Origin of the sequence: Vibrio sp. R-1 (assembly GCF_035615595.1) — a bacterium.
In the GTDB taxonomy this organism is placed as follows: Bacteria; Pseudomonadota; Gammaproteobacteria; order Enterobacterales; family Vibrionaceae; genus Vibrio; species Vibrio cholerae.
The window spans coordinates 1-21,798 of the sequence record NZ_WPDC01000056.1 but is presented as its reverse complement, the minus strand read 5'-3'; the positions used below and the strand labels follow the sequence as shown (position 1 = coordinate 21,798).

Below are 21,798 nucleotides of genomic sequence, written 5' to 3'. Positions count from 1 at the left end.
TGGGCGTTGGGGCGCTAGTCCCTATCATTGGTAAAAATGATAATGAACGCCGAGTGATGATTAACTCTATTGCCCCACACTGGGATGGAAACCAAGTTTGGCTCATCACAGCCGGTGGTGCTTTGTTTGCCGCATGGCCGCTGGTTTACGCCACTTCATTTTCAGGTTTCTATCTGGCTATGATTGTGACACTTGCTGCGCTGTGGTTACGCCCTGTCGGTCTAGACTATCGCTCAAAAATCGAGAGTACAAAATGGCGTAATAACTGGGATTTAGCGATTTCAGCGTCAGGATTCATTCCGCCGGTTATCTTTGGTGTGGCATTCGGTAACCTGCTACAAGGTGTTCCTTTCCAACTGAGTGATTTCTTGATGCCGACCTACCATGGTTCATTCTTTGGTCTGCTCAATCCATTTGCTCTGCTCTGTGGTCTTGTCAGCTTGTTCATGACCTTGCTACAAGGCTCTGCATGGCTGCAAATGAAAACGACATCGCATGTACATCAACGTGCTCGTAATGTGGCACAACTGACCGGTTTGCTCACCGCCGTGTGTTTTGTGGCCGCAGGCTTTTGGGTCCAGCACATCGACGGTTATATGATTGTTGGTGCGATTGACGGTAATGCCGCATCGAATCCGCTCAACAAAGAAGTGATTCGTGAAGCGGGCGCTTGGTTACACAACTTTGAACAAGTACCAGTACTGTGGTTAGCTCCTGCACTGGGTGTGTTGATGCCTCTACTCTCGGTTTTGGCGTCACGTCTAGATAAAGGTGGCTTGGCATTTTTGACCTCTAGTTTAGGTAACGCTGGCGTTATCTTCACCGCAGGTTTCGCCATGTTCCCATTCGTTATGCCTTCAAGTTTGAATCCGGCTCATAGCTTGACTATGTGGGATGCAACTTCAAGCAAGCTGACGCTAGAGCTGATGACTGTGGTTGCGGTTGTCATGGTGCCTATCATTTTGGGTTACACCATCTGGAGTTACTACAAAATGTTTGGTCGTCTCGATGATAAATTCATCGAAGATAACAAGAATTCACTGTACTAAGGAGCGCTCATTATGTGGTATTTCGCATGGATCCTTGGCGTATTACTCGCCTGTGCATTCGGCATCATCAATGCTCTTTGGTTAGAGCACACTGAGATGATGGATAAAGATAGTGAGTGATTGGCAATTAAAGTGGTCTGAAAAGATCGCTCGCTGTCATGACATCACCGATAAGGCCTTGCTCAAGGCCTTATCGCTACTATTAGGCTTCTACAATGCCGCGATGGTGATGTGGGATCCGAATAGTTACGCAGATCGAATCGGCGGCTTCAACGCAGTTATTGCGCCGCTGATGATTTGGGCAATATGTGCCAGTATGGTCTTTGGGGTAGGGTTTAGGCCCCGCCACTGGGTATGGCAGATCGTGTTCAGTCCATATCTATCATTGACCATTCTGAGTTATTTGACGTTGGTGCAGCTAATAAGCTAGCTCAATTCGTATTGTTGATGAGTTTTTATTCAGATTAGCGCTGTCATTTTGAGACAGCGCTAATTTTTTATCATTAGGTAAGAAAACATTGCACGGGCTTGTACTATCGTGAGCGAGTTGCGCTATAGTAGCAGCCATTCCTCGGTGTATGAGATTTTTATCAAAACCATGAACACTTTTCATTGGCCGGTCACGGTGTATTACGAAGATACTGACGCTGGTGGAGTGGTTTATCACGCAAATTATCTAAAATTCTTCGAAAGAGCCCGTACCGAAATGCTCCGTGCTGTTGGTGTTCATCAACAGAGTTTGTTGGAACAAGGTATTGGCTTTGTGGTCAGACACATGGAGATCGATTTTCTTAAAGGCGCTAAGTTAGATGATCATTTGGAAGTCGTGACCAGAGTGTCAGAATTAAAAAAAGCTTCTTTAACCTTCTGTCAGGAACTCGTTAATCCTGAAGGCACTGTGTTGTCTAAAGCCAAGGTTAAGGTAGCATGTATCGACAATGAGAGCATGAGGCCGAGAGCTTTGCCTCAATTAATCAGTTTGGAGTTAAACTGCAGTGACTGCTGATATTTCATTTCTTGACCTTTTTTTACAAGCTAGCTTCCTAGTAAAAATGGTAATGCTGACCCTTTTGGGAATGTCGGTTGCCTCGTGGGCGGCAATTATCAAACGTAGTAAAGTTATCTCTGCTGCCGAGCGTGAAGCGGATACCTTTGAGGACCGCTTTTGGTCTGGAATGGATCTCGGTTCGCTATACCAAGATGTCAAAAAACGTAAAGATGACATCTATGGCATTGAGGAAATTTTTTATGCTGGCTTTACTGAATTTGCTCGTTTACGTAAGACCAATCCGGGTGCACCTGATTTTGTGATGGAAGGTACAGGGCGAGCCATGCGCGTAGCTGTGGCTCGTGAAGTTGATTCACTCGAAACCAGCTTACCTTTCTTGGCAACTGTCGGTTCCATCAGCCCATATATCGGTCTATTTGGAACTGTGTGGGGTATCATGCATGCGTTTATCGCTCTTGGAGAGGTAAAGCAAGCCACGTTAGCGATGGTTGCTCCGGGGATTGCAGAAGCTCTGATTGCAACGGCGATTGGTCTATTTGCTGCGATTCCAGCCGTTATGGCCTATAACCGTCTTAGCAATAAAGTCAGTAAGCTTGAACATACTTACGCTACCTTCTCGGAAGAGTTTCATACCATTCTCCACCGTCAAGCGATGGCTGGCAGGGAATAACTATGGCTGGCTATCAAACCAAAAAACGTGAGATGAAAGCAGAGATTAACGTGGTTCCTTACATCGACGTTATGCTGGTTCTCCTCATTATTTTTATGGTGACATCACCGTTTGTAACACAAGGTGTGGATGTGGAGTTGCCGAAAACTCATTCGGCTAAATCAGCACAAGATCTAGCGGGTGATAGCGATTCTAGCTTTATCATTGTTGAGATTGATAAAGAAGGTAATCTTGGCCTGAGTGTTAATGATGAAGAAGTTCAACGCGGTCTATCCATCGAAGATGTGATTGTTCGAGTGAAAGCAGAATTGTCTCTTAAACCTAATTCACCTGTGGCCGTGGGTGGCGATGCCGCTACACCTTACGCAGAGATTGTTTTGGTATTGGATGAGTTGGGTCAAGCTGGTATTCCTAAAGTAGGGCTACTCACGGACCTTAAATAATAGGTTTAATACTGAGCATGAAAGAGAATAAGTCCAGAAAAAGTAATGATGCTAAATCGATAACTATTTCGCTGGCTATGCACGGTGCTTTAGTCGCGATACTGCTCTGGGGAGCCGATTTCACCATGTCTGATCCTGAACCGACAGGCCAGATGATTGAAGCGGTGGTCATTGATCCTCAGCTCGTTCGTCAGCAAGCTCAGCAAATTCGTAGTCAGCGTGAAGAGGCGGCGAAAAAAGAGCAAGAGCGACTGGATAAACTCCGTCGTGAAAGCGAACAGCTAGAGAAAAATCGACAAGCAGAAGAAGAGCGGATCCGCCAGTTGAAAGAGCAACAGGCTAAAGAAGCTAAAGCGGCTCGTGAAGCGGAAAAGTTGCGTGAGCAGAAAGAACAAGAGCGCTTAGCCGCTGAGCAGAAAGCTCGCGAAGAAAAAGAGCGTGCTGCAAAAGCAGAGGCTGAACGCAAAGTGAAAGAAGAAGCCGCAAAAAAAGCTGAGCAAGAACGCGTGGCGAAAGAAGCCGCAGCGGCAAAGGCAGAACAGCAACGTATTGAACGTGAAAAAGAAGCCAAGCTTGCGGAAGAAAAAGCCAAACGTGAAAAAGAAGTGGCAGCGAAAGCTGAGCAAGAACGTTTAGCAAAGGAAAAAGCGGCCAAAGAGGCGGCAGATAAAGCCAAGAAAGAAAAAGAACGCGCGGCAAAAGCAGAAGCTGAACGTAAAGCTCAAGAAGCGGCCTTGAATGATATTTTTGGCAGCTTGAGTGAAGAAAGTCAGCAAAATAATGCGGCACGTCAGCAGTTTGTTACTTCGGAAGTAGGGCGCTATGGAGCCATCTACACCCAGCTCATCCGGCAGAATCTGTTAGTGGAAGACAGTTTTCGAGGGAAGCAGTGTAGGGTAAACCTAAAGCTTATTCCTACTGGGACTGGCGCATTACTGGGTAGCTTAACCGTTTTGGATGGTGACAGTCGTTTATGTGCAGCAACCAAACGCGCTGTTGCCCAAGTGAATAGTTTTCCATTGCCGAAAGATCAACCAGACGTTGTGGAAAAACTTAAGAATATTAATTTAACCGTAGCACCTGAATAAGGAAGGGAAGGCTTGTGTTTAAGCGATTAGTTTTTGTTTTGATGCTCATCGGTACCGGTTTTTCCAATATTGCGAATGCAGCATTGGAGCTAGTTATTACTGACGGTATTGATTCTGCACGTCCGATTGCGATAGTTCCTTTCAAATGGGAAGGCGCAACCAAGTTGCCTGAAGACGTTTCTGCGGTGATTGCCTCTGACTTACAGCGCAGTGGTAAATTTAGCCCAGTTCCGACTAGCAAAATGCCACAGACGCCTTATAGCGAAGAGCAGGTTAACTTTGGCAAATGGACATCTATGGGGGTCGATTCATTATTGACGGGTACGATCACGCAAAATGCGGAAGGTAGCTATGTAATTAGTTATCAACTGGTTGACATTGTGCGTGGACAACTGACTCAAGGCCAAAGCAAAGCTCTGTCTCAGGATGGTCAATTGGTGCTATCTAAAGATCATGTTTTGTTTAATAAAGTGGCGACCGTTCCTGCATCAAGAATGCGTGAATATGCCCACCGTATTGCGGACTTGGTTTATGAGGAATTGACCGGTGAACGCGGCGCCTTCTTAACGCGCATCGCTTACGTTGTGGTCAATGATAAGGATCCGTATCCTTATCAACTGAGAATTGCTGATTATGACGGCTATAACGAACGTCTTGTGCTTCGTTCTAAGCAGCCGCTTATGTCACCCGCTTGGTCACCTGATGGTCAGACTTTGGCTTACGTGAGTTTCCAAAACGGACAAGCCGAAATTTACATGATGAACATCTACAGTGGGAAGCGAGAGAAGCTGACGTCATTCCCACGTCATAATGGTGCGCCCAGATTCTCACCAGATGGTAAAACGCTAGCGCTGGTTTTATCAAAAACTGGTAATTTACAGGTCTACACGATGGACTTGGCTACACGTCGCTTAACAGAGGTGACTAGTGGCCGTTCCAACAACACCGAACCTTTCTGGCATCCAGATGGTAAATCTTTAATTTTCACTTCAGATCGGGGTGGTAAACCACAGATTTATCAAGTAAATTTATCCGGCGGTGAAACCAAGCGTTTAACTTGGCAAGGTAGCCAAAACTTGGGTGGCCAAATTACACCGGATGGAAAATTCTTGGTGATGGTGAATCGTAGTGATTCCGGCTTCAATCTCGCGAAGCAGGATTTAGAAACAGGGGCAATGCAGATTCTGACAAAAACCTTGTTAGATGAGTCCCCAAGTATTGCGCCGAATGGTGGTATGGTGATTTATAGCTCCATCTACAATAAGGCCAACGTCTTGTCGATGGTATCCATTGATGGACGCTTTAAAGCAAGATTACCGGCAACCAATGGGCGCGTTCGTGCTCCAGCATGGTCACCGTTTTTATAACAAGTAACTGTTTAATAGAAAGGAATAGGAAATGCAACTTAACAAAGTTCTTAAGAGTCTGCTGATTGCGCTACCAGTTTTAGCTGTTACCGCTTGTAGCTCAAGTGATGATGCTGCGAACTCAGGTTCTCAAACTAACCAATCAGCAGTGTCTACTGTTGACTCAAATGGTCTGAATGCACAAGGTCAACTGACTGAGCAAGAACTGAAAGAACAAGCTCTGCGTGAAAACCAAACTATCTACTTCGCATTCGACAACGCAACTATCGCGAGCGACTACGAAGCAATGCTAGCTGCACACGCTGCTTACCTAGTGAAAAACCCAAGCCTACGCGTAACTATCGAAGGTCACGCTGATGAGCGCGGTACTCCTGAGTACAACATCGCACTGGGTGAGCGTCGTGCTCAAGCAGTTGCTAAGTACCTAGAAGCTCTGGGTGTTCAAGCTGGCCAACTGTCTATCGTTAGCTACGGTGAAGAGAAGCCTCTAGTTCTAGGTCAATCAGAAGAAGCGTACGCGAAAAACCGTCGTGCAGTTCTGGTTTACTAATTGAGGTGATGCCTCATGTTCAGTAACTTAAAGCACGTTGTCATGCTGATGTTACTGGCAAGTGCAGCGAGCTACGCGCTCGCTGCACCCGCTCCAGTATCTGACTTAGGTAGCAACGTATCCGGTGGTTCGCGGAGTTCAGAAATTGAACGTCTCGAACGTCTCCTCGAAAGCCGTAATCTTGTGCAGTTGCAAATGCAAAAGCAACTCGATGATATGGCACTTGAAGTCAATGAATTACGGGGCCAGATTGAAAAAAACAACTATGACATGCAGCAAATGTTGCAGCGTCAAAGGGAGTTGTTTGTAGAACTTGACCGTGTGCGTGGCGAGATGAAGTCACCTTCCTCCGCAGCCGGCCAACTACCAACAAGCAGCAATGATGAGGCTGCACAAGGCACCTTCAGTAGCGACGCTAATGAACAGGCTGCTTATCAGAATGCTGTTGATCTGATCCTTAAAAAGCGTGACTACGCAGGTGCGATTGCCGCTTTCCAGAAGTTTCAGACTGACTACCCTAATTCGACCTTCTCTGCTAATGCTCACTACTGGCTAGGCCAGCTCTATTTTGCCAAGAAAGAAGACAAAGAAGCCGCGAAAAGTTTTGCAGCTGTTGTCTCGGATAAAGGCTCTAACAAACGGGCTGATGCATTAGTTAAGTTGGGCGATATTGCGAAACGCAATAATAACGCCGAGCAGGCACGTAAATTTTACCAGCAAGCGGTGGATGAATATCCCGATAGTGCTTCTGCTAAAATTGCCAAAGAAAACCTTAAATAAACACAAGAGCTGCGAATGCAGCTCTTGTTCGTTTCAGCTTTTCACTCTGTTATGGACAGGGTTATTCATCGCTACACATTATTTCTCCCTCCTTGTTTAGGGCATTCAATTTTGCTTGCTGCTGGCTAGAGTGTACAATGCTCCGTCTATGGAAGTTGTGTAGAGCAAGAGCAATGAGCCACATACTCGATACTATAAATACAGTTTATCCCTTTCCCCCAAAACCTATCCCTCTTAGGGATGAGGAAAAGCAAGCTTATATCGCTGAGATTAAACAACTCTTAATTGAGAAAGATGCGGTGTTGATTGCTCATTACTATACGGATCCTGAAATTCAAGCGCTTGCTGAAGCGACAGGTGGGTTTGTGGGTGACTCGCTAGAGATGGCAAAATTTGGCAACCGCCATCCAGCCACAACCTTAATTATTGCGGGCGTACGTTTCATGGGAGAGTCAGCAAAGATTTTGACCCCAGAAAAACGCATCTTAATGCCGACGCTCGAAGCGGAGTGCTCCCTCGATCTTGGTTGCCCAGCAGACAAGTTCACTGAGTTTTGCGATGCACACCCTGATCATACGGTAGTCGTGTATGCCAATACGTCAGCGGCGGTGAAAGCGCGTGCCGACTGGGTGGTGACATCAAGCATTGCTCTGGAAATTGTTGAGCACTTAGATTCTGAGGGTAAACCTATTATTTGGGGCCCAGATCGACACTTAGGTGCTTATATTGCTAAGAAAACGGGCGCAGACATGCTGTTATGGCAGGGCGAATGTGTCGTGCATGATGAGTTTTCTGCTGATGCTCTGCGTAAGATGAAGGCACTTTATCCTGATGCTGCGATTTTGGTTCATCCTGAATCGCCTGCGAGTGTTGTTGAATTGGCGGATGCGGTAGGCTCAACAAGCCAACTCATTAAAGCGGCTAAGACATTACCACAGCAGAAAATGATTGTTGCTACGGATAAAGGAATTTTCTTTAAAATGCAGCAAATGGTTCCCGAGAAGGAGCTGATTGAAGCTCCAACCGCAGGTGCGGGAGCGACTTGCCGTAGTTGTGCGCATTGTCCTTGGATGGCGATGAATGGCCTTCAGGCTATTGCACAAGCACTGCGTGAAGGTGGTAAACAGCATGAAATTTTTGTGGATGAAGCGCTGAGAGTGAAATCACTTATTCCGCTTAATCGTATGTTGGATTTCGCTGAACAACTGAATTTAAAAGTGAAAGGCAACGCGTAAGTAAGCTGTCTGTTGTGCTGAAAATAGACATGCCCATCGAAAAAAACGGGCATGTCTAGCAAACATGATGGCTACTGAGCTTCAGCTAACGTGACACCACGTTGTGTGATTCCACACAACATCACTGGAATCGCATGATAAATTGCAGCAAATTGCTCTAAACCGGTGAAGCCTTGCTCATAAAGTGTGGCGATCGATGTTTCAGGATCGTAGAGCATACTTAATGAAAGAAGCACGCCACCAAGCAGGGTATTATCCGAACTATTTTCTGGCATCAACACCTCCCAATCATCACGCGCTAATTGCCAACCTTGTAGCATCCCCTCGCAAAAATCACGTACCTCTTGATTCACGATTTCTGCCTCATCCAACAAGTAGCCAGTTGGCCATTGCCAGTTGCCTTCTAGTAGCTGAGATCGTGTTTCATTCCAAAGTGCGATGATGTGCTCGAAATAGTTTTCTAATTGGATAGGATCCGAAAAAGGTGCAATCTCTTCTCCACCCCATAAGAAGGGGAGCCATTCTTCAGGGGGTAAGACATTAGGACAGCAAGCCATAGCGGTAACAAAACCGACGGTTTTAGCTTGATTGAGGAGTTTGTTTTCTAATTCTGGCTGCTGCAGGATTTCTTGTAAGGTTTGCATGAGATGTGAGTGCTCAATAAATATCAGTGCGCCTATTTTATCTGGAAAGCGTGCTCAGGGCATCCGCTTGTTCTCTCTGTTCAGCGTTTAAGGCTAAAATTCCTGCCTAAGAATGTTAGTTTGTGCACAGCGCCATGGAAAATCGATGAGAAAAGAAAGCCTGACAGAATAATTTCGCTATAATTTTGTAAACAAAAAATAATTCAGTTGGTTATGGCTATTCGCTCCTCGCTTAAAAAGAAAAGTATTCTAGCGCTGACCATTTATTTGGCCTTCTTCCTTGCGATTGTAGGAACGCTGAGTTATTGGGGGCTTGAAGTCCCATTTAGAAAAGAACTGAAAAATAATCTAGCCCTGAGAGCGGAGTTACTGGCTACCCAAATTCGTGAGCCATTGAATAACTCGATAGGGGTTCTGCAGAGTGTTAATAGCATTGGCAAAAGCGCTGCCGATAAGGAAGAGCAAGAGCGCATGCTGCGCTCACTATTTTCTGTTGTTGGCGGAGTGATCATTAGCGGAGGGTTGTGGCCGGAACCCAATCTATCGGCAACTGACCCCTCACTACGATATGACAGCTTGTTTTTTAATAAAGCAACCGATGGACAGGTTGACCAACTGAGCTCATGGAATAACCCCAAAGCCGGGGGGTATGACCGAGAAAGCTGGTACCTGGCTGCAGAACGTGAAGCCGAAGGGCTCTATTTCTGGTCACCTGTCTATGTCGACCCCTATACCCGTGTGGAAATGATCACGGTCTCGACCCCTTATTATCGTAACGGTCAGTTTGCGGGCGTTGCTACCGTTGATCTCTCACTTGAAAGCTTAATCCAATTCGTTGCTGCGACAGCAGAGCAGTACAACTTAGGTGTGAATCTTAAAGATGCCTTTGGGGTTGAGGTCGTCTCACATAACTTCCGCACTTATGATAATGCGTTGGTCAGTTACTATAGTTTTGGCGAGTTCAATTGGCAGATTGAAGTGGTGAATGCCAATCAGCATGTCGATGAAATCATCTTCGACTTAATTATCAACATCGAAAAAGGATTGATGCCGATCCTGCTGCTCTGTGTGATGGTGGGGTATTTTTTAATTAGCCATTATTGGATCCGCCCAATTGTCTTAATTGCGAAAAAGGTGAGTGAGTCGAGAGAAGGTGAAATCATCGATATTCGGTACAAATCTCAGGATGAGATCCGCCATCTTATTGATACGTTTAACCAAAAAACGGTTTACCTAGAGGCAGAAAAAGTCAAAGCTCAGGCCTCGACCAAAGCGAAAAGTGCATTTTTAGCCACGCTCTCTCATGAAATTCGAACGCCGATGAATGGCGTGCTCGGTACCGCGCAAATCCTATTGAAAGATGAATTGACCCCTAAGCAGCGACAGCACTTAACCAGTCTCTACGAATCGGGCGAACATATGATGTCATTGCTCAATGAGATTTTAGATTATTCAAAAATAGAGCAAGGCAAATTCGAGTTGGATCACAGCGCATTTCCGCTCAAATCGATCATCGGCAGCATCAAAAGTATCTACTCCAGTCTTTGTGTTGAAAAAGGACTGAAATTCCAACTGAACTCAGAAATTACTGATGGACGATGGTACTACGGAGACAAGGCGCGTTTGCGGCAAATTATCTTCAATCTGCTTAGTAATGCGGTGAAATTTACCGAAGCAGGCTTTGTCGCAATAGGGTTAAGTGAAGAAAGCTGTGACGAAGAGAATTACTTGATCATCAAAGTGCAGGATACGGGGATCGGCATCGCGCAAGAGTCGTTAGGGCGTATCTTTCGACCCTTTGAACAGGCGGAATCACACACAACACGGCGTTTTGGTGGTACAGGCTTAGGCTTGGCTATTGTTAAACAGATTGCGGAATTAATGAATGGCACTGTTTTAGTGCAAAGTGAAGTTGGACAGGGTTCTTGTTTTAAGGTGAGAGTTAAATTAGCGATTACCGAACCAGTAACCGAAGATGTGAAACCTACTAAAGCCAAAACGTATCCCGGTTTACGGGTGCTGATTGTCGAAGATAACCGTACGAACATCATGATTCTGGAAGCTTTTATGCGCAATAAAGGTTTTGAGTGCCATAGCGTGATGGATGGTGTACAAGCGATTACCGCGTTACAGGAAAGCTCATTTGATCTCGTTTTAATGGATAACCACATGCCGTTAAAAGATGGCATTCAAGCCACCAGAGAAATTCGTCAGTTGCCACTGCCGCAAGCCAAGATACTGCTGTTTGGTTGTACCGCAGATGTTTTCAAAGATACCCGAGATAAAATGCTCTCTGCAGGGGCAGATGACATTATTGCTAAACCCATTGCAGAGCATGAGCTAGATATGGCGCTTGAACAACACTCAGAGCGCCTGTACCAGTTTCATTGCGAACCTTCTTTACCATCGGTAGAGTAAATCACGGTTCCTTCTTTCACTTCCTTACTTCCTATATTTCTTTCTTATGCGTGTGGCCAAGTTCGGCTGGCAAGAAACTGTCTCACCGTGCTCAGCGTGATGTAATAAAATTACCAAACGTAAACTGAGAAACCGATGTTTTGACTAAGAACGCGTAAAAGTAGCTGTAGATACTATTTTAATTACTTTTTTTGGTTTTTTATTTACCGTGCGAGTTTAAAAACAAAGCCTAAAACTAATTTTTGTATGGTTTAATGGTTCCATAAACTGCCAATTTGGAATTATGGCAGTGACATGTTTGGTCATGATTGCAAAATTGTAGTGATATATTTTATAGGGGATGTAAATGAAAGCTCGTGGTCCGTTTTGTATTCGTCATGCAGCGGCTGATACTTTTGCGATGGTCGTCTTTTGTTTTGTAACAGGCATGATTATTGAAATTTTTGTGTCAGGAATGACCTTTCAGCAATCACTCGCTTCCCGAACCCTTTCCATTCCCGTTAATATCGCGATTGCTTGGCCGTATGGTGTGTTTAGAGATTATGTTCTTCGCCAAGGGCGCAAAATTTCCCCAACCGGTTGGATGAAAAATCTCTCCGATCTCGTGGCTTACGTTCTCTTTCAATCGCCGGTTTATGCCGCCATTCTCTTCACCGTAGGCGCTTCTACCGATCAAATCATTACTGCTGTGGCCACCAATGCATTGGTATCGTGTGGAATGGGTGTGTTGTACGGCTATTTCCTCGATATGTGCCGCCGTTGGTTTAAAGTTCCCGGCTATACAGTCTCTGAGGGTTAATACGGTTAAACATTTGCCCTGTTAACTGCCACTCCATTTAATTTGGCCAATTTCAGTTATTACCCTAAATCGAGCAATCAGATCTAGGGAATAAGTGCAACTGGCCTTTTAGGCTAATACTAGGCGCTAAAAGCTCTTGCTACACGACCATCACACTCAATGGTGTATCGCTCAGCATAAGCCGGAATAAAGACAGATTGTCCTTTTCGGACAAGGCATTTCTCACCATTTGCATGTCGCAATATCATTGAAGAATCGAGAGGCAGCACAACTTCTGCACTTTTAACGCCGATAGTCTGCTGAGTCGTAGGTGGGATGATGGCAAATTTAAAATCGGCAACTGGGATCGGATATTGTTCACACCCTTCAATGACTTCAAACTTAAGGCGTAGTTGCTCAAGTGGCTTATGTTTGAACTGAGTACATGCCACTAATTCATCAATATCCATATATTTTGGCGTGAGCCCTGCGCGTAGCACATTGTCTGAGTTGGCCATAATCTCAAGGCCTGTTCCGTGCAAATACGCGTGCGGCGTTTCTGCGTCTAAAAACATCGCTTCACCTGGCTGCAAGGTAATCACATTGAGCATCAGAGGGGCGAATAAACCAATATCATTGGGATAGTGTTTTTCCAATTCGACGATCAACTGGAAAAGAGGCAGATCAATCTGCTTAGCTTGAGTTATCAATACTTCAAGCGCACGGTTTTTGGTCTCTCCTTGTAATGAGAGTAGCCCTGAGAAAAAGTCTCTGAGCCCTTGTTCTGTCGGATTTGATTGGAATGCGTCAACGAGAGGCTGAATCTCATCTATCGATAACTCAATAAAGTAGTTAAGGATTTCCTGATTGGCACGAAAGCCATTCATGGCTTGGAATTCGGTGAGCGCATAAACCAACTCCGGTTTGTGGTTTGGGTCTTTGTAATTTCGGTAGGCAGCCGTGGGCGCAATGCCTAATTTCTCCTCTTGGGCGAAGCCTCGCTCTGCTTGTTGTTTGTTTGGATGGACCTGAATGGAGAGTGCATTTTCCGCCGCCAAAATTTTAAACAAATAAGGGAGTTCGCCGAACTGCCGCGCGGTATATTCACCCAAAATCAAGTTTGGATTTTGCGCAATAAAGTCGGAAAGTTGAACGATTTTGCCGTTAATGGCTATACCGGAGCAGCCATTAGGATGAGCGCCCATCCATAGCTCTGCTTGGGGTTCATCGGTTGGGTTTTCGAGTTCAAACAACTGCTGAAAAGCGGTTTTACTGCCCCATGCGTAGTTTTGGATAGGGTTGGTCATCGGGAAGAATACTGCCTCTGGTAGGGCTGTATCCTGAGTCGGAATCTGAGTCATTGTCGTCACCGTTAGAAAGATGGCTTGAGTGGAACCTCAAGCCATAACGAGGAAGGGAGAATTAAGCCGCAGCGGCTTCAAACTTTTGTGAGCGGATTTTTTTGAGCGTCACACAGGTGATGGCGGTGACACCCGCACCAGCTGCCATACAAAGTAGGGCAAGCAGTGGGTAGTTCATTGCGCCAAGCAGGGCGACTACGGGGCCACCGTGAGCCACACTGTTGGTGATGCCAAAAGAGAATGCCATGACCGCGGCAACCATAGAGCCCAACACGTTGGCTGGAATGACTGACATTGGGTCTTGCGCCGCAAAAGGAATGGCGCCTTCAGAGATACCGACTAAGCCCATCGCGCCTGCGGCTTTACCTGCTTCAAGCTCAGAAGACTCAAACAGTTCGAGCTTACGGCCCATCGCTGTTGCGAGTGCCATGCCGAGTGGTGCAACGGGAATCGCACAGGCCATCGCACCCATAAATTGAGTTTGGCCGCTGGCAATCATGCCTACAGAGAATAGGAAAGCGACTTTGTTGAATGGGCCTCCCATATCAAAGCCTGCCATGCCACCGAGTACGATGCCGAGCAGAATAACGTTGCCGGAACTCATGCTAGTCAGTAGAGCAGTGAGGCCATCCATCAGGCTCGCAATGGGAGCGCCAATAACGAAAATGAACAGACCAGCGATGAACAGCAATGCCGTGATCGGCGCGATCATGATCGGCACTAGGGGTTGGATAAACTTGTGATAGTTAATGGAAGTAATCCACTTCACGAAATAACCGACCAAGAGACCCGCGATGATGGCACCGATAAATCCTGTACCTGCATCGGCGCCATAAAAAGAGCCGTTGTTGGCAATCCAGCCACCAATTAAACCGGGAGCGAGCGCAGGGCGATCGGCAATGGCGTAGGCGATGTAGCCGGCAAGGATGGGAATCATCAAGGTAAAGGCCACTACGCCCACTTCAAGGATTTGGTTCCACATACTGCCCGCTGGAATAGCCATACCCGCTTCAGTTGGCTCACCACCCACCGCGAGAGCCAGTGCAATTAAAAGCCCGCCAGTTACCACAAATGGGATCATGTGCGAAACGCCATTCATCAAAAAGCGATACAAATCTGAGCGAGCTTGTGAGGCTTTGTTTGCCACCGATTGAGTCTTAACCGTTTCAGCTTGATAAGTTGGCGCCCTTAACGCTTCATTAATCAGCTTTTGTGCATCACGAATTGGCGCTTTCACATTTGTTTTGATGAGGCGTTTGCTGGCAAAACGTGCCATGTCGACTTGTTTATCACAGGCGACCACAATCGCTTCAGCGCGTTCAATTTCTTCCGCACTTGGGCTATTTTTCACCCCAATCGAGCCATTGGTTTCCACTTTGATCTCAAAACCCAAAGCCGCCGCGCCTTTTTCCAGTGCTTCAGCCGCAAGGTAAGTGTGAGCAATACCTGCCGGGCAACCGGTAACACCGATAATCAGCCCTTTGCTTTCTGCTTGGTTTGCAAGAGGTGTAGGCGCGGATTTTTTCAGCAGTAATTCTAGTGCTTGCTCTGAGCTTTTCGTGTTGAGAAAAGCCTCGATAAAACCTTCTTCAATCAGTTTGAAAGAGAGTTCGGCCAACACTTCAATGTGGTGGTTATCGCCGCCATCGGGGGAGGCGATCATGAAAAAAAGCTTGGAAGGCAAACCATCTTCTGCGCCATAGTCGATACCCTCTCGGCTGACACCAATTGCAACAGCTGGTTGAGTCACCGCTGCACTTTTAGCATGCGGAATAGCGACACCATCTTCAAATCCGGTATTACCTAACTCTTCACGAGTTTGAATATCTTTTAAGAATGCCGCTTTATCTGAAATTCGCCCTTGGGCATGTAGAATATTTATCAGTTCTTCAAATACGGCTTGTTTGGAATTCGCTTGCAGATCAAGCTGAATTAAATCGGCATTAATCAATTGGTTGATCATAGAGACCTCTGTACATTTTATTTTTATGTCAGAGTTATTCTTTAATTTTTTTATTTTTCTTATTAGTGCAGAAATAAAACATTCACTGGAGGATTGTAACGCTATTGGTTTGGTGTGATTTAGATCTCGTAGCGTCTATTGGGGTAGTAAGGCCAATTTTAAGTAATGAGTATAGGATTAATTCATTAATTTTCATTTGTTTATAATGTGTTTGTTGTTATTCGTGGTGGAGATTTGTGCTAGAGAGTTGGTGTTAAAACTGGATTATTGTATCATTCTGGCTTGAGTGTGATGTTGCTCAAAGAGACTCAATGGCATTCGGGGTATACCTGACGTTAATAAAAGTGCGATGACGAAGTGAGAGTTTGCATATGATATTTGATGATTTGATTTCCTCGGTGCTTAATGAGCGTGAATCATTTCATCATATTTGGTTTGCGGGTGATTTTCATACACCGCCTGAGTTCAGTTATCAGGTGAATTTTCCACGCTTAGAATTGGTCTTAGGTGGAGAGTATATAAATGAAATGGAAAGCCATGACCGTAAAGTCACGAAAATAATTGCCAAAGCCGGAGATGCGATTTTTATTCCCGCTAACTGTTGGAATAAACCGAACTGGGATACCGATTGCTCAGTGTTGAGCATGTTATTTGGACGCCGCCAACTAGGACTGAGTTTTGTCAGTAAGCGCAAAGGCGAAGCCAACTTTTATGATATTCAAAAGCACAGTATCCAAACGCGCTCAGGGTTTGCTATTGATAACATTTTAGAAGCGCTCAGCTCATTGGCGCGTGAGAATCATAAAAAACCGATGGATGAGCTGTTGCTGCAAGCTCTACTTCAATATACCCAGACTATGTTGAATGCGCCGACAGAGCAGCCACAAAACCGAGTGCAGGATCTCTACCAAGGGATCTGTATCTATATCCAAGAGAATTTTCACCGCCCGATCACGCGAGAGAGTATTGCTTCGCGTTTTAGTATCTCTGCCAACCATTTGTCGAGGCTGTTTCGCCAGCAAGGGCATATGACCTTGGCCGATTACATTACGTGGGTCAGGGTTGATAGCGCAAAATTTATGCTGAAAAAGTACAACTTTAAGCTCAATGAAGTGGCGCTACGCTGTGGGTTTAAAGATGTGAATTACTTCTGCCGCGTTTTCAAAAATCGTACAGGCCGTACACCAACGGATTATCGCGCTTCAATTTAACAGGCGTGACATCGCGTACATCAGCAGAGCTTGTAAATCAACGCCGCTGCGTGTCAGTAGTAAACGTTCTACCATTTGATCGCACAGTAAATTTCGGGTCAGGTTGGTTGCGGTAATGATTTGATCTCGATTGGGCTTACTCGGCATCACCAAAGCAATCGCTAAATGCACCTCTCCCATTTGAGAGGCCCAATCCATCGCCTCATCATTCTTAATAACGGCAACCGCAATGTGTTCTATGTCTGCAAACATCACATGGGGAATCGCAATCCCGGGCGCTACGCAGGTGGAAGAGCGTTCTTCGCGTTTGATAAAAGCCAAAATCAACTCATCGGGTGAAACGGGGTAGATCAGTTGTGCTAACCCTTTCAAACACTCAAATTTGGTCAGTGTGGTATGGGCTTTAGCATAGTGCCATTTCACCTCACTCGGCGGGCATATTTGTGGCAGGCGCTCGGCGAGCAGGCTAGAGAACTCATAGTTGATTTTGGAGCCCACAACAGTGTAATGCGCAGAAAGCATGTCTTTAATCACGAAACAGGCGAGTTCAGCATCAATGCCGATGGCAGTGATTTGGCATAAATCGCCTTCTTGTAACCCCACCTGCAATACTGCGAGAGATTTAGTGAGTTCAGCACTGCGGTTTCTGGTGATGTTGATGATATGCAGGGTACTTTTGAACTTACGCGCAACGCGAGACAGCGGTTGGGCAACATGGGCGCTGGCATTCACATCATTCACCAAGAAGGTGACTTGGAATTCATGCATCATGCCAAGGATCAGCGGCAGTGGACGAGAAAGACTTTGTCGACATTGAGTAGCACTTCTTCGATCGAGAGCTTCACCACCTTCATCCCTTCAAATCGTGCAGGCTGTTCGATGTCGATATCGGAGACGATCAACACCTTATCGGCATGAGAGAGGTCATAAGGCGTGAGAGGATTCTCGATACCCATCGCACCTTGAGTTTCCACTTTGATCTGCACATTGTACTTTGGTGCGGCTTTGGTCAAAGCATCGGCCGCCATATAAGTATGAGCAATGCCCGTTGGGCAGGCGGTGACCGCAACAATTTTCATGGAAATCCCTCATTGTTATTTTTGTGGCGATAGTAACATAGCGCTTGGCAAATACTCCGTTTTCGGCCAAGACCCAGTTCACAGTTCAAATCGAATGTTACATTAATCCAGTTATTGCATCTTTTGTCCTGTGTCTTGAAAGAGTGTCGCTCGTTACTCTAGCCACGCGCGTACGCGAGGCGCATCGGGATGGCAATGCCAATTCAAACAACAGTAAGGTAAAACAATTGTGGATATTACCCATCTGATCGAACCTGAAATCATCTGTTTAGATCTGAAAGCCAATAACAAAGAAGATGTTCTGATTGAGCTGGTTGAGTTGCTCGATAACGCAGGAAAATTGACCGATAAGCAGCAATTTTTAAACGACATCTGGCGACGAGAAGAGATCGGAAATACAGGGTTTGAAGAAGGGATTGCCATTCCACACGCCAAAAGTGCTGCGGTGGCGTTGCCTGCAGTCGTAGTGGGTATTAGCCGCCAAGGGATAGATTACGGTGCAGAAGATGGTCAGCTTTCTGATGTGTTTTTTATGCTGGCATCACCGGATGGAGAAGATCATCACCACATTGAAGTATTGGCACAAATCTCCAGTAAATTGATTGAAGAGGGATTTGTTGAACAGCTTAAATCCGCAGAAAGTGTTGAGCAGGCACTCGCCCTTTTCATTCACCCACACCACTCAACATTAAGCTCTACACAGGTACTGGATTATGCCGATTACCCGCCGCTAAGCCCAATGGCACAAAGATTAGCTCGCGTTAAAGAGCATCTATTATTTGGTACCTCTCACATGATGCCGTTTATCGTGGCGGGTGGGGTGTTGCTCTCGCTTTCAGTGATGATGTCTGGTCACGGAGCGGTGCCAGAAGAGGGCGTGTTGGCGGATATCGCTCAAATGGGTATTGCTGGTTTAACCCTATTTACGGTGGTATTGGGTGGTTATATCGCTTACTCGATGGCAGATAAACCCGGTTTGGCCCCCGGCATGATTGGCACCTGGATTGCGATAAACCAATATCAAACAGGCTTTATTGGCGCGATCATCGTGGGTTTTTTTGCAGGCTTTGTGGTTCGTCAACTGAAAAGAATCGCTCTCCCCGGCAGCATGAGTTCGCTGGGTTCCATCTTCATCTATCCGCTGGTGGGGACGTTTGTAACCTGTGGTGCTGTGATGTGGTTAATCGGCGCACCGATTGCCAGCAGTATGCTGTGGCTCAATCAATTTTTGGCATCGATGGCCGATTCCGGCAAAGTGGTGCTCGGAGCGGTATTGGGGGCGATGACCGCTTTTGACATGGGCGGCCCAATCAATAAAGTCGCCACGCTTTTTGCCCAAACTCAAGTCAACACCCAACCTTGGCTAATGGGTGGGGTGGGGATTGCCATTTGTACCCCACCATTGGGGATGGCGCTTGCGACCTTATTGTCACCAAGTAAATTCAAACGGGATGAACGTGAAGCCGGAAAAGCGGCGGGCATCATGGGTATGATTGGCATTAGTGAAGGGGCGATTCCGTTTGCCGCCGCTGATCCCGCGCGCGTACTACCTGCAATTATTGCGGGTGGTATTGTTGGCAACGTGATTGGTTTTCTCTTTCAAGTGCTCAATCACGCTCCTTGGGGCGGTTGGATTGTGCTGCCAGTTGTGGACGGTAAGTTAGGGTATATTCTTGGCACTATCGCCGGTGCATTGACCACGGCACTGATTGCTATTGCACTGAAGAAAACGGTGCACGAGCAGGACAATGAGCAGGGGCAGTCACTTGCTTTTTCATCGGTGATTGGAGAAGGGCAAGCCGACATTCTTGCCGTCACCTCGTGCCCTTCTGGCGTTGCTCATACGTTTTTAGCGGCTAAATCACTCGAAAAAGCCGCCTATCTGGCGGGAGTGAAAATCAAAGTAGAAACACAAGGCGCCAACGGCATCATCAATCGAATCACGGCCAAAGATGTGCAACGAGCGAAGCTGGTAATCTTTGCGCACGATGTGGCAATTAAAGAGCCAGAACGCTTCAAGCACATTAAAGTCATTGACGTGACAACGAAAGACGCGATTTTAAATGCCGCGGGATTGGTGCAGATAAAGCGATAACATTCTGAATCACCACACTATGAGATAGAAAAAGAGCCCTTTGGGGGAAAGGGCTCTGGGGGAGGAGCTTAAGGGTTAAGCTTGGATAAGTTCGGCGGCTTTTTTCATCGCCTCCTTGGTCGAACATTCGATGACTTTCGCGTTGGCAAAGCGGTGAGCATCTTTCACTTGGATATCGTGAGCGAGAATTACCAGTTTTGCGTTTGCGACATCTAGGTCAGTGATGCGGTTTTTAATGCCATTTTGACCTTGCGTTTCGACTTTGATTTTGATGCCCGCTGCTGCGCCTGCTTTCTCAAGTGCTTTGGCTGCCATGAAAGTGTGTGCTACACCAGATGGGCAACAAGTGACAGCAACGATATCGTACTCGCCTTCGCCGGCTGCTGGAGCCGCTTGAGCTTGCGTCGGTGCAGCTTCTGCGATTTCGTCTTCCACATCTTCTTCCGCGACTGGTTTCCAGAAGCCAACGATGAGTGCAGTGGTGAGTGAGCCTAGTGCGATACCTACAACGTACATTGGAATGTTGCTTGATACTGGCGCGGTGATGAGACCGCCCCAAGGAGCATGAAGCAGAACGTTAGTCAGGAAGCCAAACACACAGCCAACGATACCACCAGCAACGATGGAAGGAAGCACGCGCATTGGGTCATTTGCTGCGAATAGGATAGCACCTTCAGAGATACCGATAGAACCCATGATTGCTGCCGCTTTACCTGCTTCTTGCTCTTGCTTAGTGAACTTCTTCTTGAATAGGAAGGTGGCTAGCGCCATACCTAGAGGAGGCGTACAGATTGCGATGCCCACACCACCCATCAACCATGGTTGAGTATCCACTTGAGTTTGAGCGAATAGCGTTGCGACTTTGTTGATTGGACCGCCCATATCGAATGCAGTCATACCGCCAAGAATCGTACCTAGAACCACTTTAGAAGCGCCAGCCATAGAAGCTAGGAATTCGTTCATAGAAGCCATAAAGAGCTTGATGGGTTCACCGATACCCCATAGAACGATACCTGCAGAGATAAGCGTGCCGATAAGAGGGTAGATAAAGTAAGCGCCCAACGCAGTCATGTTGGCAGAAAGAGGGATTTTCTTAAGTTGGAATACCACACCACCGGCGATTAAGCCCGCTACGATACAGCCAAGGAAGCCGCCGCCCATGTCAGCCATGATGCCAGATGAGATCATCGCTGGCGCGAGTGCTGGTTTGTCGGCAATGGAATAACCGATGAAACCACCCAAAATAATTGGGAACAGCACCAGACCTTTAATGCCGATATTAGAAATATCCGCCAATAAACCGTCCGCAGGAACCGCACCTTTACCTGATGCCATTACCGCCAGCGCCAATAGTACACCACCGGCAACAATAAATGGCAACATATGTGAGGTGCCAAATAAAAGGTGGCCTTTCATGGTACTGAGAATTTTTTTGAAATCGCTACTATTATTAGTAGCTTGAGCGGTTAGGGTACTCATAATTTCACGCCTTATGATTGAATTAAAATATTAAGGATCTGATGTTCATTTTTTGCGTTATGAATATCTTCAATAAATTCTTCGCTAAATTTTCCGAATAATTCTTGAAGAACATAAATATGGTGGTCTGCGCCGTTGTCGGGAGAGGCAATCATGAAGAATACGGTCGGTTTGATGCCTTCTTCATCTCCATATTCAATGCCTTCGTGCTTTACACCAACAGCGATGGCAGGTTTTGTAACGGCTTTACTTTTTGAGTGTGGGTAGGCGATGCCGTCCATTGAGGTGACACTTAATTTTTCACGTATTTCAATGTCGTTTAAAAAATCCTCTTTGTTACTGATGCGGTTATTCTCAAGTAACATTTGCGCCAATTCTGCAAAAACTTCATTTTTACTATTTGCTTGAAGGTTGCCTTTAATTAAATGGGCATTGGTGAGTTCGGTGATCATTTATTGGCTCATAAAGTATTTAACTGATGAGCTAAAATTAATGGATGTTGGGTTTTGCCGAAATAGCAAAAATAATTCACTCGCTATAGATTTGTACCACACACAATTAAGTGTGATATTCGTCGTT

At 46.1% G+C, this 21,798-nt stretch carries 22 protein-coding genes; 15 read left to right on the top strand and 7 right to left on the bottom strand.

All coding sequences use genetic code 11. From position 1 onward, the window contains the following. The 11 genes from cydB to nadA form a co-directional block, all read left to right on the top strand. The coding region (gene cydB / locus GOU96_RS12210) for a cytochrome d ubiquinol oxidase subunit II (protein ID WP_324701968.1) at nucleotides 1–1,049 on the top strand (1,049 nt) is incomplete at its 5' end. Between the two features lie 12 nt (nucleotides 1,050–1,061). Further along, on the top strand, nucleotides 1,062–1,169 hold the full coding sequence (gene cydX, locus GOU96_RS12205) for a cytochrome bd-I oxidase subunit CydX (protein WP_000270285.1): 108 nt from the start codon (nucleotides 1,062–1,064) through the stop codon (nucleotides 1,167–1,169). Then, nucleotides 1,162–1,479, top strand: a complete 318-nt coding sequence (ybgE, locus tag GOU96_RS12200) for a cyd operon protein YbgE (protein ID WP_001286620.1) — start codon at nucleotides 1,162–1,164, stop codon at nucleotides 1,477–1,479. The genes cydX and ybgE overlap by 8 nt, the downstream gene beginning before the upstream one ends. 168 nt (nucleotides 1,480–1,647) lie before the next feature. Beyond that, nucleotides 1,648–2,055: a tol-pal system-associated acyl-CoA thioesterase gene (ybgC, locus tag GOU96_RS12195; protein ID WP_001091290.1), complete on the top strand. Its 408-nt coding sequence runs from the start codon at nucleotides 1,648–1,650 to the stop codon at nucleotides 2,053–2,055. Then, complete coding sequence (gene tolQ, locus GOU96_RS12190; RefSeq protein ID WP_000123085.1) at nucleotides 2,045–2,728, top strand: protein TolQ; 684 nt, start codon at nucleotides 2,045–2,047, stop codon at nucleotides 2,726–2,728. Before ybgC ends, tolQ begins: the two co-directional genes overlap by 11 nt. A 2-nt stretch (nucleotides 2,729–2,730) precedes the next feature. Beyond that, the gene (locus tag GOU96_RS12185; RefSeq protein WP_000929546.1) at nucleotides 2,731–3,171 is read left to right on the top strand and encodes an ExbD/TolR family protein; all 441 of its coding nucleotides are present in this window, start codon (nucleotides 2,731–2,733) and stop codon (nucleotides 3,169–3,171) included. Between the two features lie 17 nt (nucleotides 3,172–3,188). Then, the gene (gene tolA, locus GOU96_RS12180; RefSeq protein WP_000662244.1) at nucleotides 3,189–4,259 is read left to right on the top strand and encodes a cell envelope integrity protein TolA; all 1,071 of its coding nucleotides are present in this window, start codon (nucleotides 3,189–3,191) and stop codon (nucleotides 4,257–4,259) included. Between the two features lie 41 nt (nucleotides 4,260–4,300). Beyond that, complete coding sequence (gene tolB, locus GOU96_RS12175; protein ID WP_001932512.1) at nucleotides 4,301–5,626, top strand: Tol-Pal system beta propeller repeat protein TolB; 1,326 nt, start codon at nucleotides 4,301–4,303, stop codon at nucleotides 5,624–5,626. A gap of 31 nt (nucleotides 5,627–5,657) precedes the next feature. Next, nucleotides 5,658–6,176: a peptidoglycan-associated lipoprotein Pal gene (pal, locus tag GOU96_RS12170; protein WP_001176628.1), complete on the top strand. Its 519-nt coding sequence runs from the start codon at nucleotides 5,658–5,660 to the stop codon at nucleotides 6,174–6,176. A gap of 15 nt (nucleotides 6,177–6,191) precedes the next feature. Continuing rightward, complete coding sequence (ybgF, locus tag GOU96_RS12165) at nucleotides 6,192–6,956, top strand: tol-pal system protein YbgF (protein WP_000492450.1); 765 nt, start codon at nucleotides 6,192–6,194, stop codon at nucleotides 6,954–6,956. Nucleotides 6,957–7,129: 173 nt separating this feature from the next. After that, nucleotides 7,130–8,191, top strand: a complete 1,062-nt coding sequence (gene nadA, locus GOU96_RS12160) for a quinolinate synthase NadA (protein ID WP_000018286.1) — start codon at nucleotides 7,130–7,132, stop codon at nucleotides 8,189–8,191. A gap of 71 nt (nucleotides 8,192–8,262) precedes the next feature. On the opposite strand, the gene GOU96_RS12155 is transcribed toward nadA, so the two are convergent. Further along, complete coding sequence (locus GOU96_RS12155; protein WP_267782624.1) at nucleotides 8,263–8,835, bottom strand: YecA family protein; 573 nt, start codon at nucleotides 8,833–8,835, stop codon at nucleotides 8,263–8,265. Between the two features lie 213 nt (nucleotides 8,836–9,048). Between GOU96_RS12155 and cqsR the strand changes: the two genes are divergently transcribed. Together cqsR and GOU96_RS12145 are read left to right on the top strand one after the other, a co-directional pair. Beyond that, nucleotides 9,049–11,253: a hybrid sensor histidine kinase/response regulator CqsR gene (gene cqsR / locus GOU96_RS12150; protein ID WP_267782626.1), complete on the top strand. Its 2,205-nt coding sequence runs from the start codon at nucleotides 9,049–9,051 to the stop codon at nucleotides 11,251–11,253. A 346-nt stretch (nucleotides 11,254–11,599) separates the two neighbouring features. After that, nucleotides 11,600–12,052: an L-alanine exporter AlaE gene (locus GOU96_RS12145; RefSeq protein ID WP_000647492.1), complete on the top strand. Its 453-nt coding sequence runs from the start codon at nucleotides 11,600–11,602 to the stop codon at nucleotides 12,050–12,052. A 119-nt stretch (nucleotides 12,053–12,171) separates the two neighbouring features. On the opposite strand, the gene manA is transcribed toward GOU96_RS12145, so the two are convergent. Both manA and GOU96_RS12135 read right to left on the bottom strand, forming a co-directional pair. Further along, entirely contained in the window at nucleotides 12,172–13,392 is a 1,221-nt protein-coding gene (gene manA, locus GOU96_RS12140; protein WP_057554803.1) for a mannose-6-phosphate isomerase, class I, read from the bottom strand. 61 nt (nucleotides 13,393–13,453) lie between these two features. Further along, nucleotides 13,454–15,355: a fructose-specific PTS transporter subunit EIIC gene (locus GOU96_RS12135; protein ID WP_267782632.1), complete on the bottom strand. Its 1,902-nt coding sequence runs from the start codon at nucleotides 15,353–15,355 to the stop codon at nucleotides 13,454–13,456. 371 nt (nucleotides 15,356–15,726) lie between these two features. Between GOU96_RS12135 and GOU96_RS12130 the strand changes: the two genes are divergently transcribed. Then, entirely contained in the window at nucleotides 15,727–16,566 is an 840-nt protein-coding gene (locus tag GOU96_RS12130; protein ID WP_267782634.1) for an AraC family transcriptional regulator, read from the top strand. On the opposite strand, the gene GOU96_RS12125 is transcribed toward GOU96_RS12130, so the two are convergent. Together GOU96_RS12125 and GOU96_RS12120 are read right to left on the bottom strand one after the other, a co-directional pair. Further along, nucleotides 16,558–17,337, bottom strand: a complete 780-nt coding sequence (locus GOU96_RS12125; protein WP_000972031.1) for a PTS sugar transporter subunit IIA — start codon at nucleotides 17,335–17,337, stop codon at nucleotides 16,558–16,560. The genes GOU96_RS12130 and GOU96_RS12125 overlap by 9 nt on opposite strands. Before the next feature lie 8 nt (nucleotides 17,338–17,345). Then, nucleotides 17,346–17,645, bottom strand: a complete 300-nt coding sequence (locus tag GOU96_RS12120) for a PTS fructose transporter subunit IIB (RefSeq protein ID WP_000706152.1) — start codon at nucleotides 17,643–17,645, stop codon at nucleotides 17,346–17,348. Between the two features lie 229 nt (nucleotides 17,646–17,874). Between GOU96_RS12120 and GOU96_RS12115 the strand changes: the two genes are divergently transcribed. Then, nucleotides 17,875–19,740: a fructose-specific PTS transporter subunit EIIC gene (locus GOU96_RS12115; protein WP_267782637.1), complete on the top strand. Its 1,866-nt coding sequence runs from the start codon at nucleotides 17,875–17,877 to the stop codon at nucleotides 19,738–19,740. 75 nt (nucleotides 19,741–19,815) lie between these two features. Here the strand turns inward: GOU96_RS12115 and GOU96_RS12110 are convergent, their stop codons facing one another. Beyond that, nucleotides 19,816–21,219, bottom strand: coding sequence for a fructose-specific PTS transporter subunit EIIC (locus GOU96_RS12110; protein ID WP_267782639.1), 1,404 nt, complete (start codon nucleotides 21,217–21,219; stop codon nucleotides 19,816–19,818). A gap of 11 nt (nucleotides 21,220–21,230) precedes the next feature. Beyond that, nucleotides 21,231–21,671 carry a PTS sugar transporter subunit IIA gene (locus GOU96_RS12105; RefSeq protein ID WP_042987922.1) on the bottom strand — a complete coding sequence of 147 codons (441 nt, stop codon included), beginning with the start codon at nucleotides 21,669–21,671 and terminating at the stop codon, nucleotides 21,231–21,233. Between the last annotated feature and the right edge of the window lie 127 nt (nucleotides 21,672–21,798).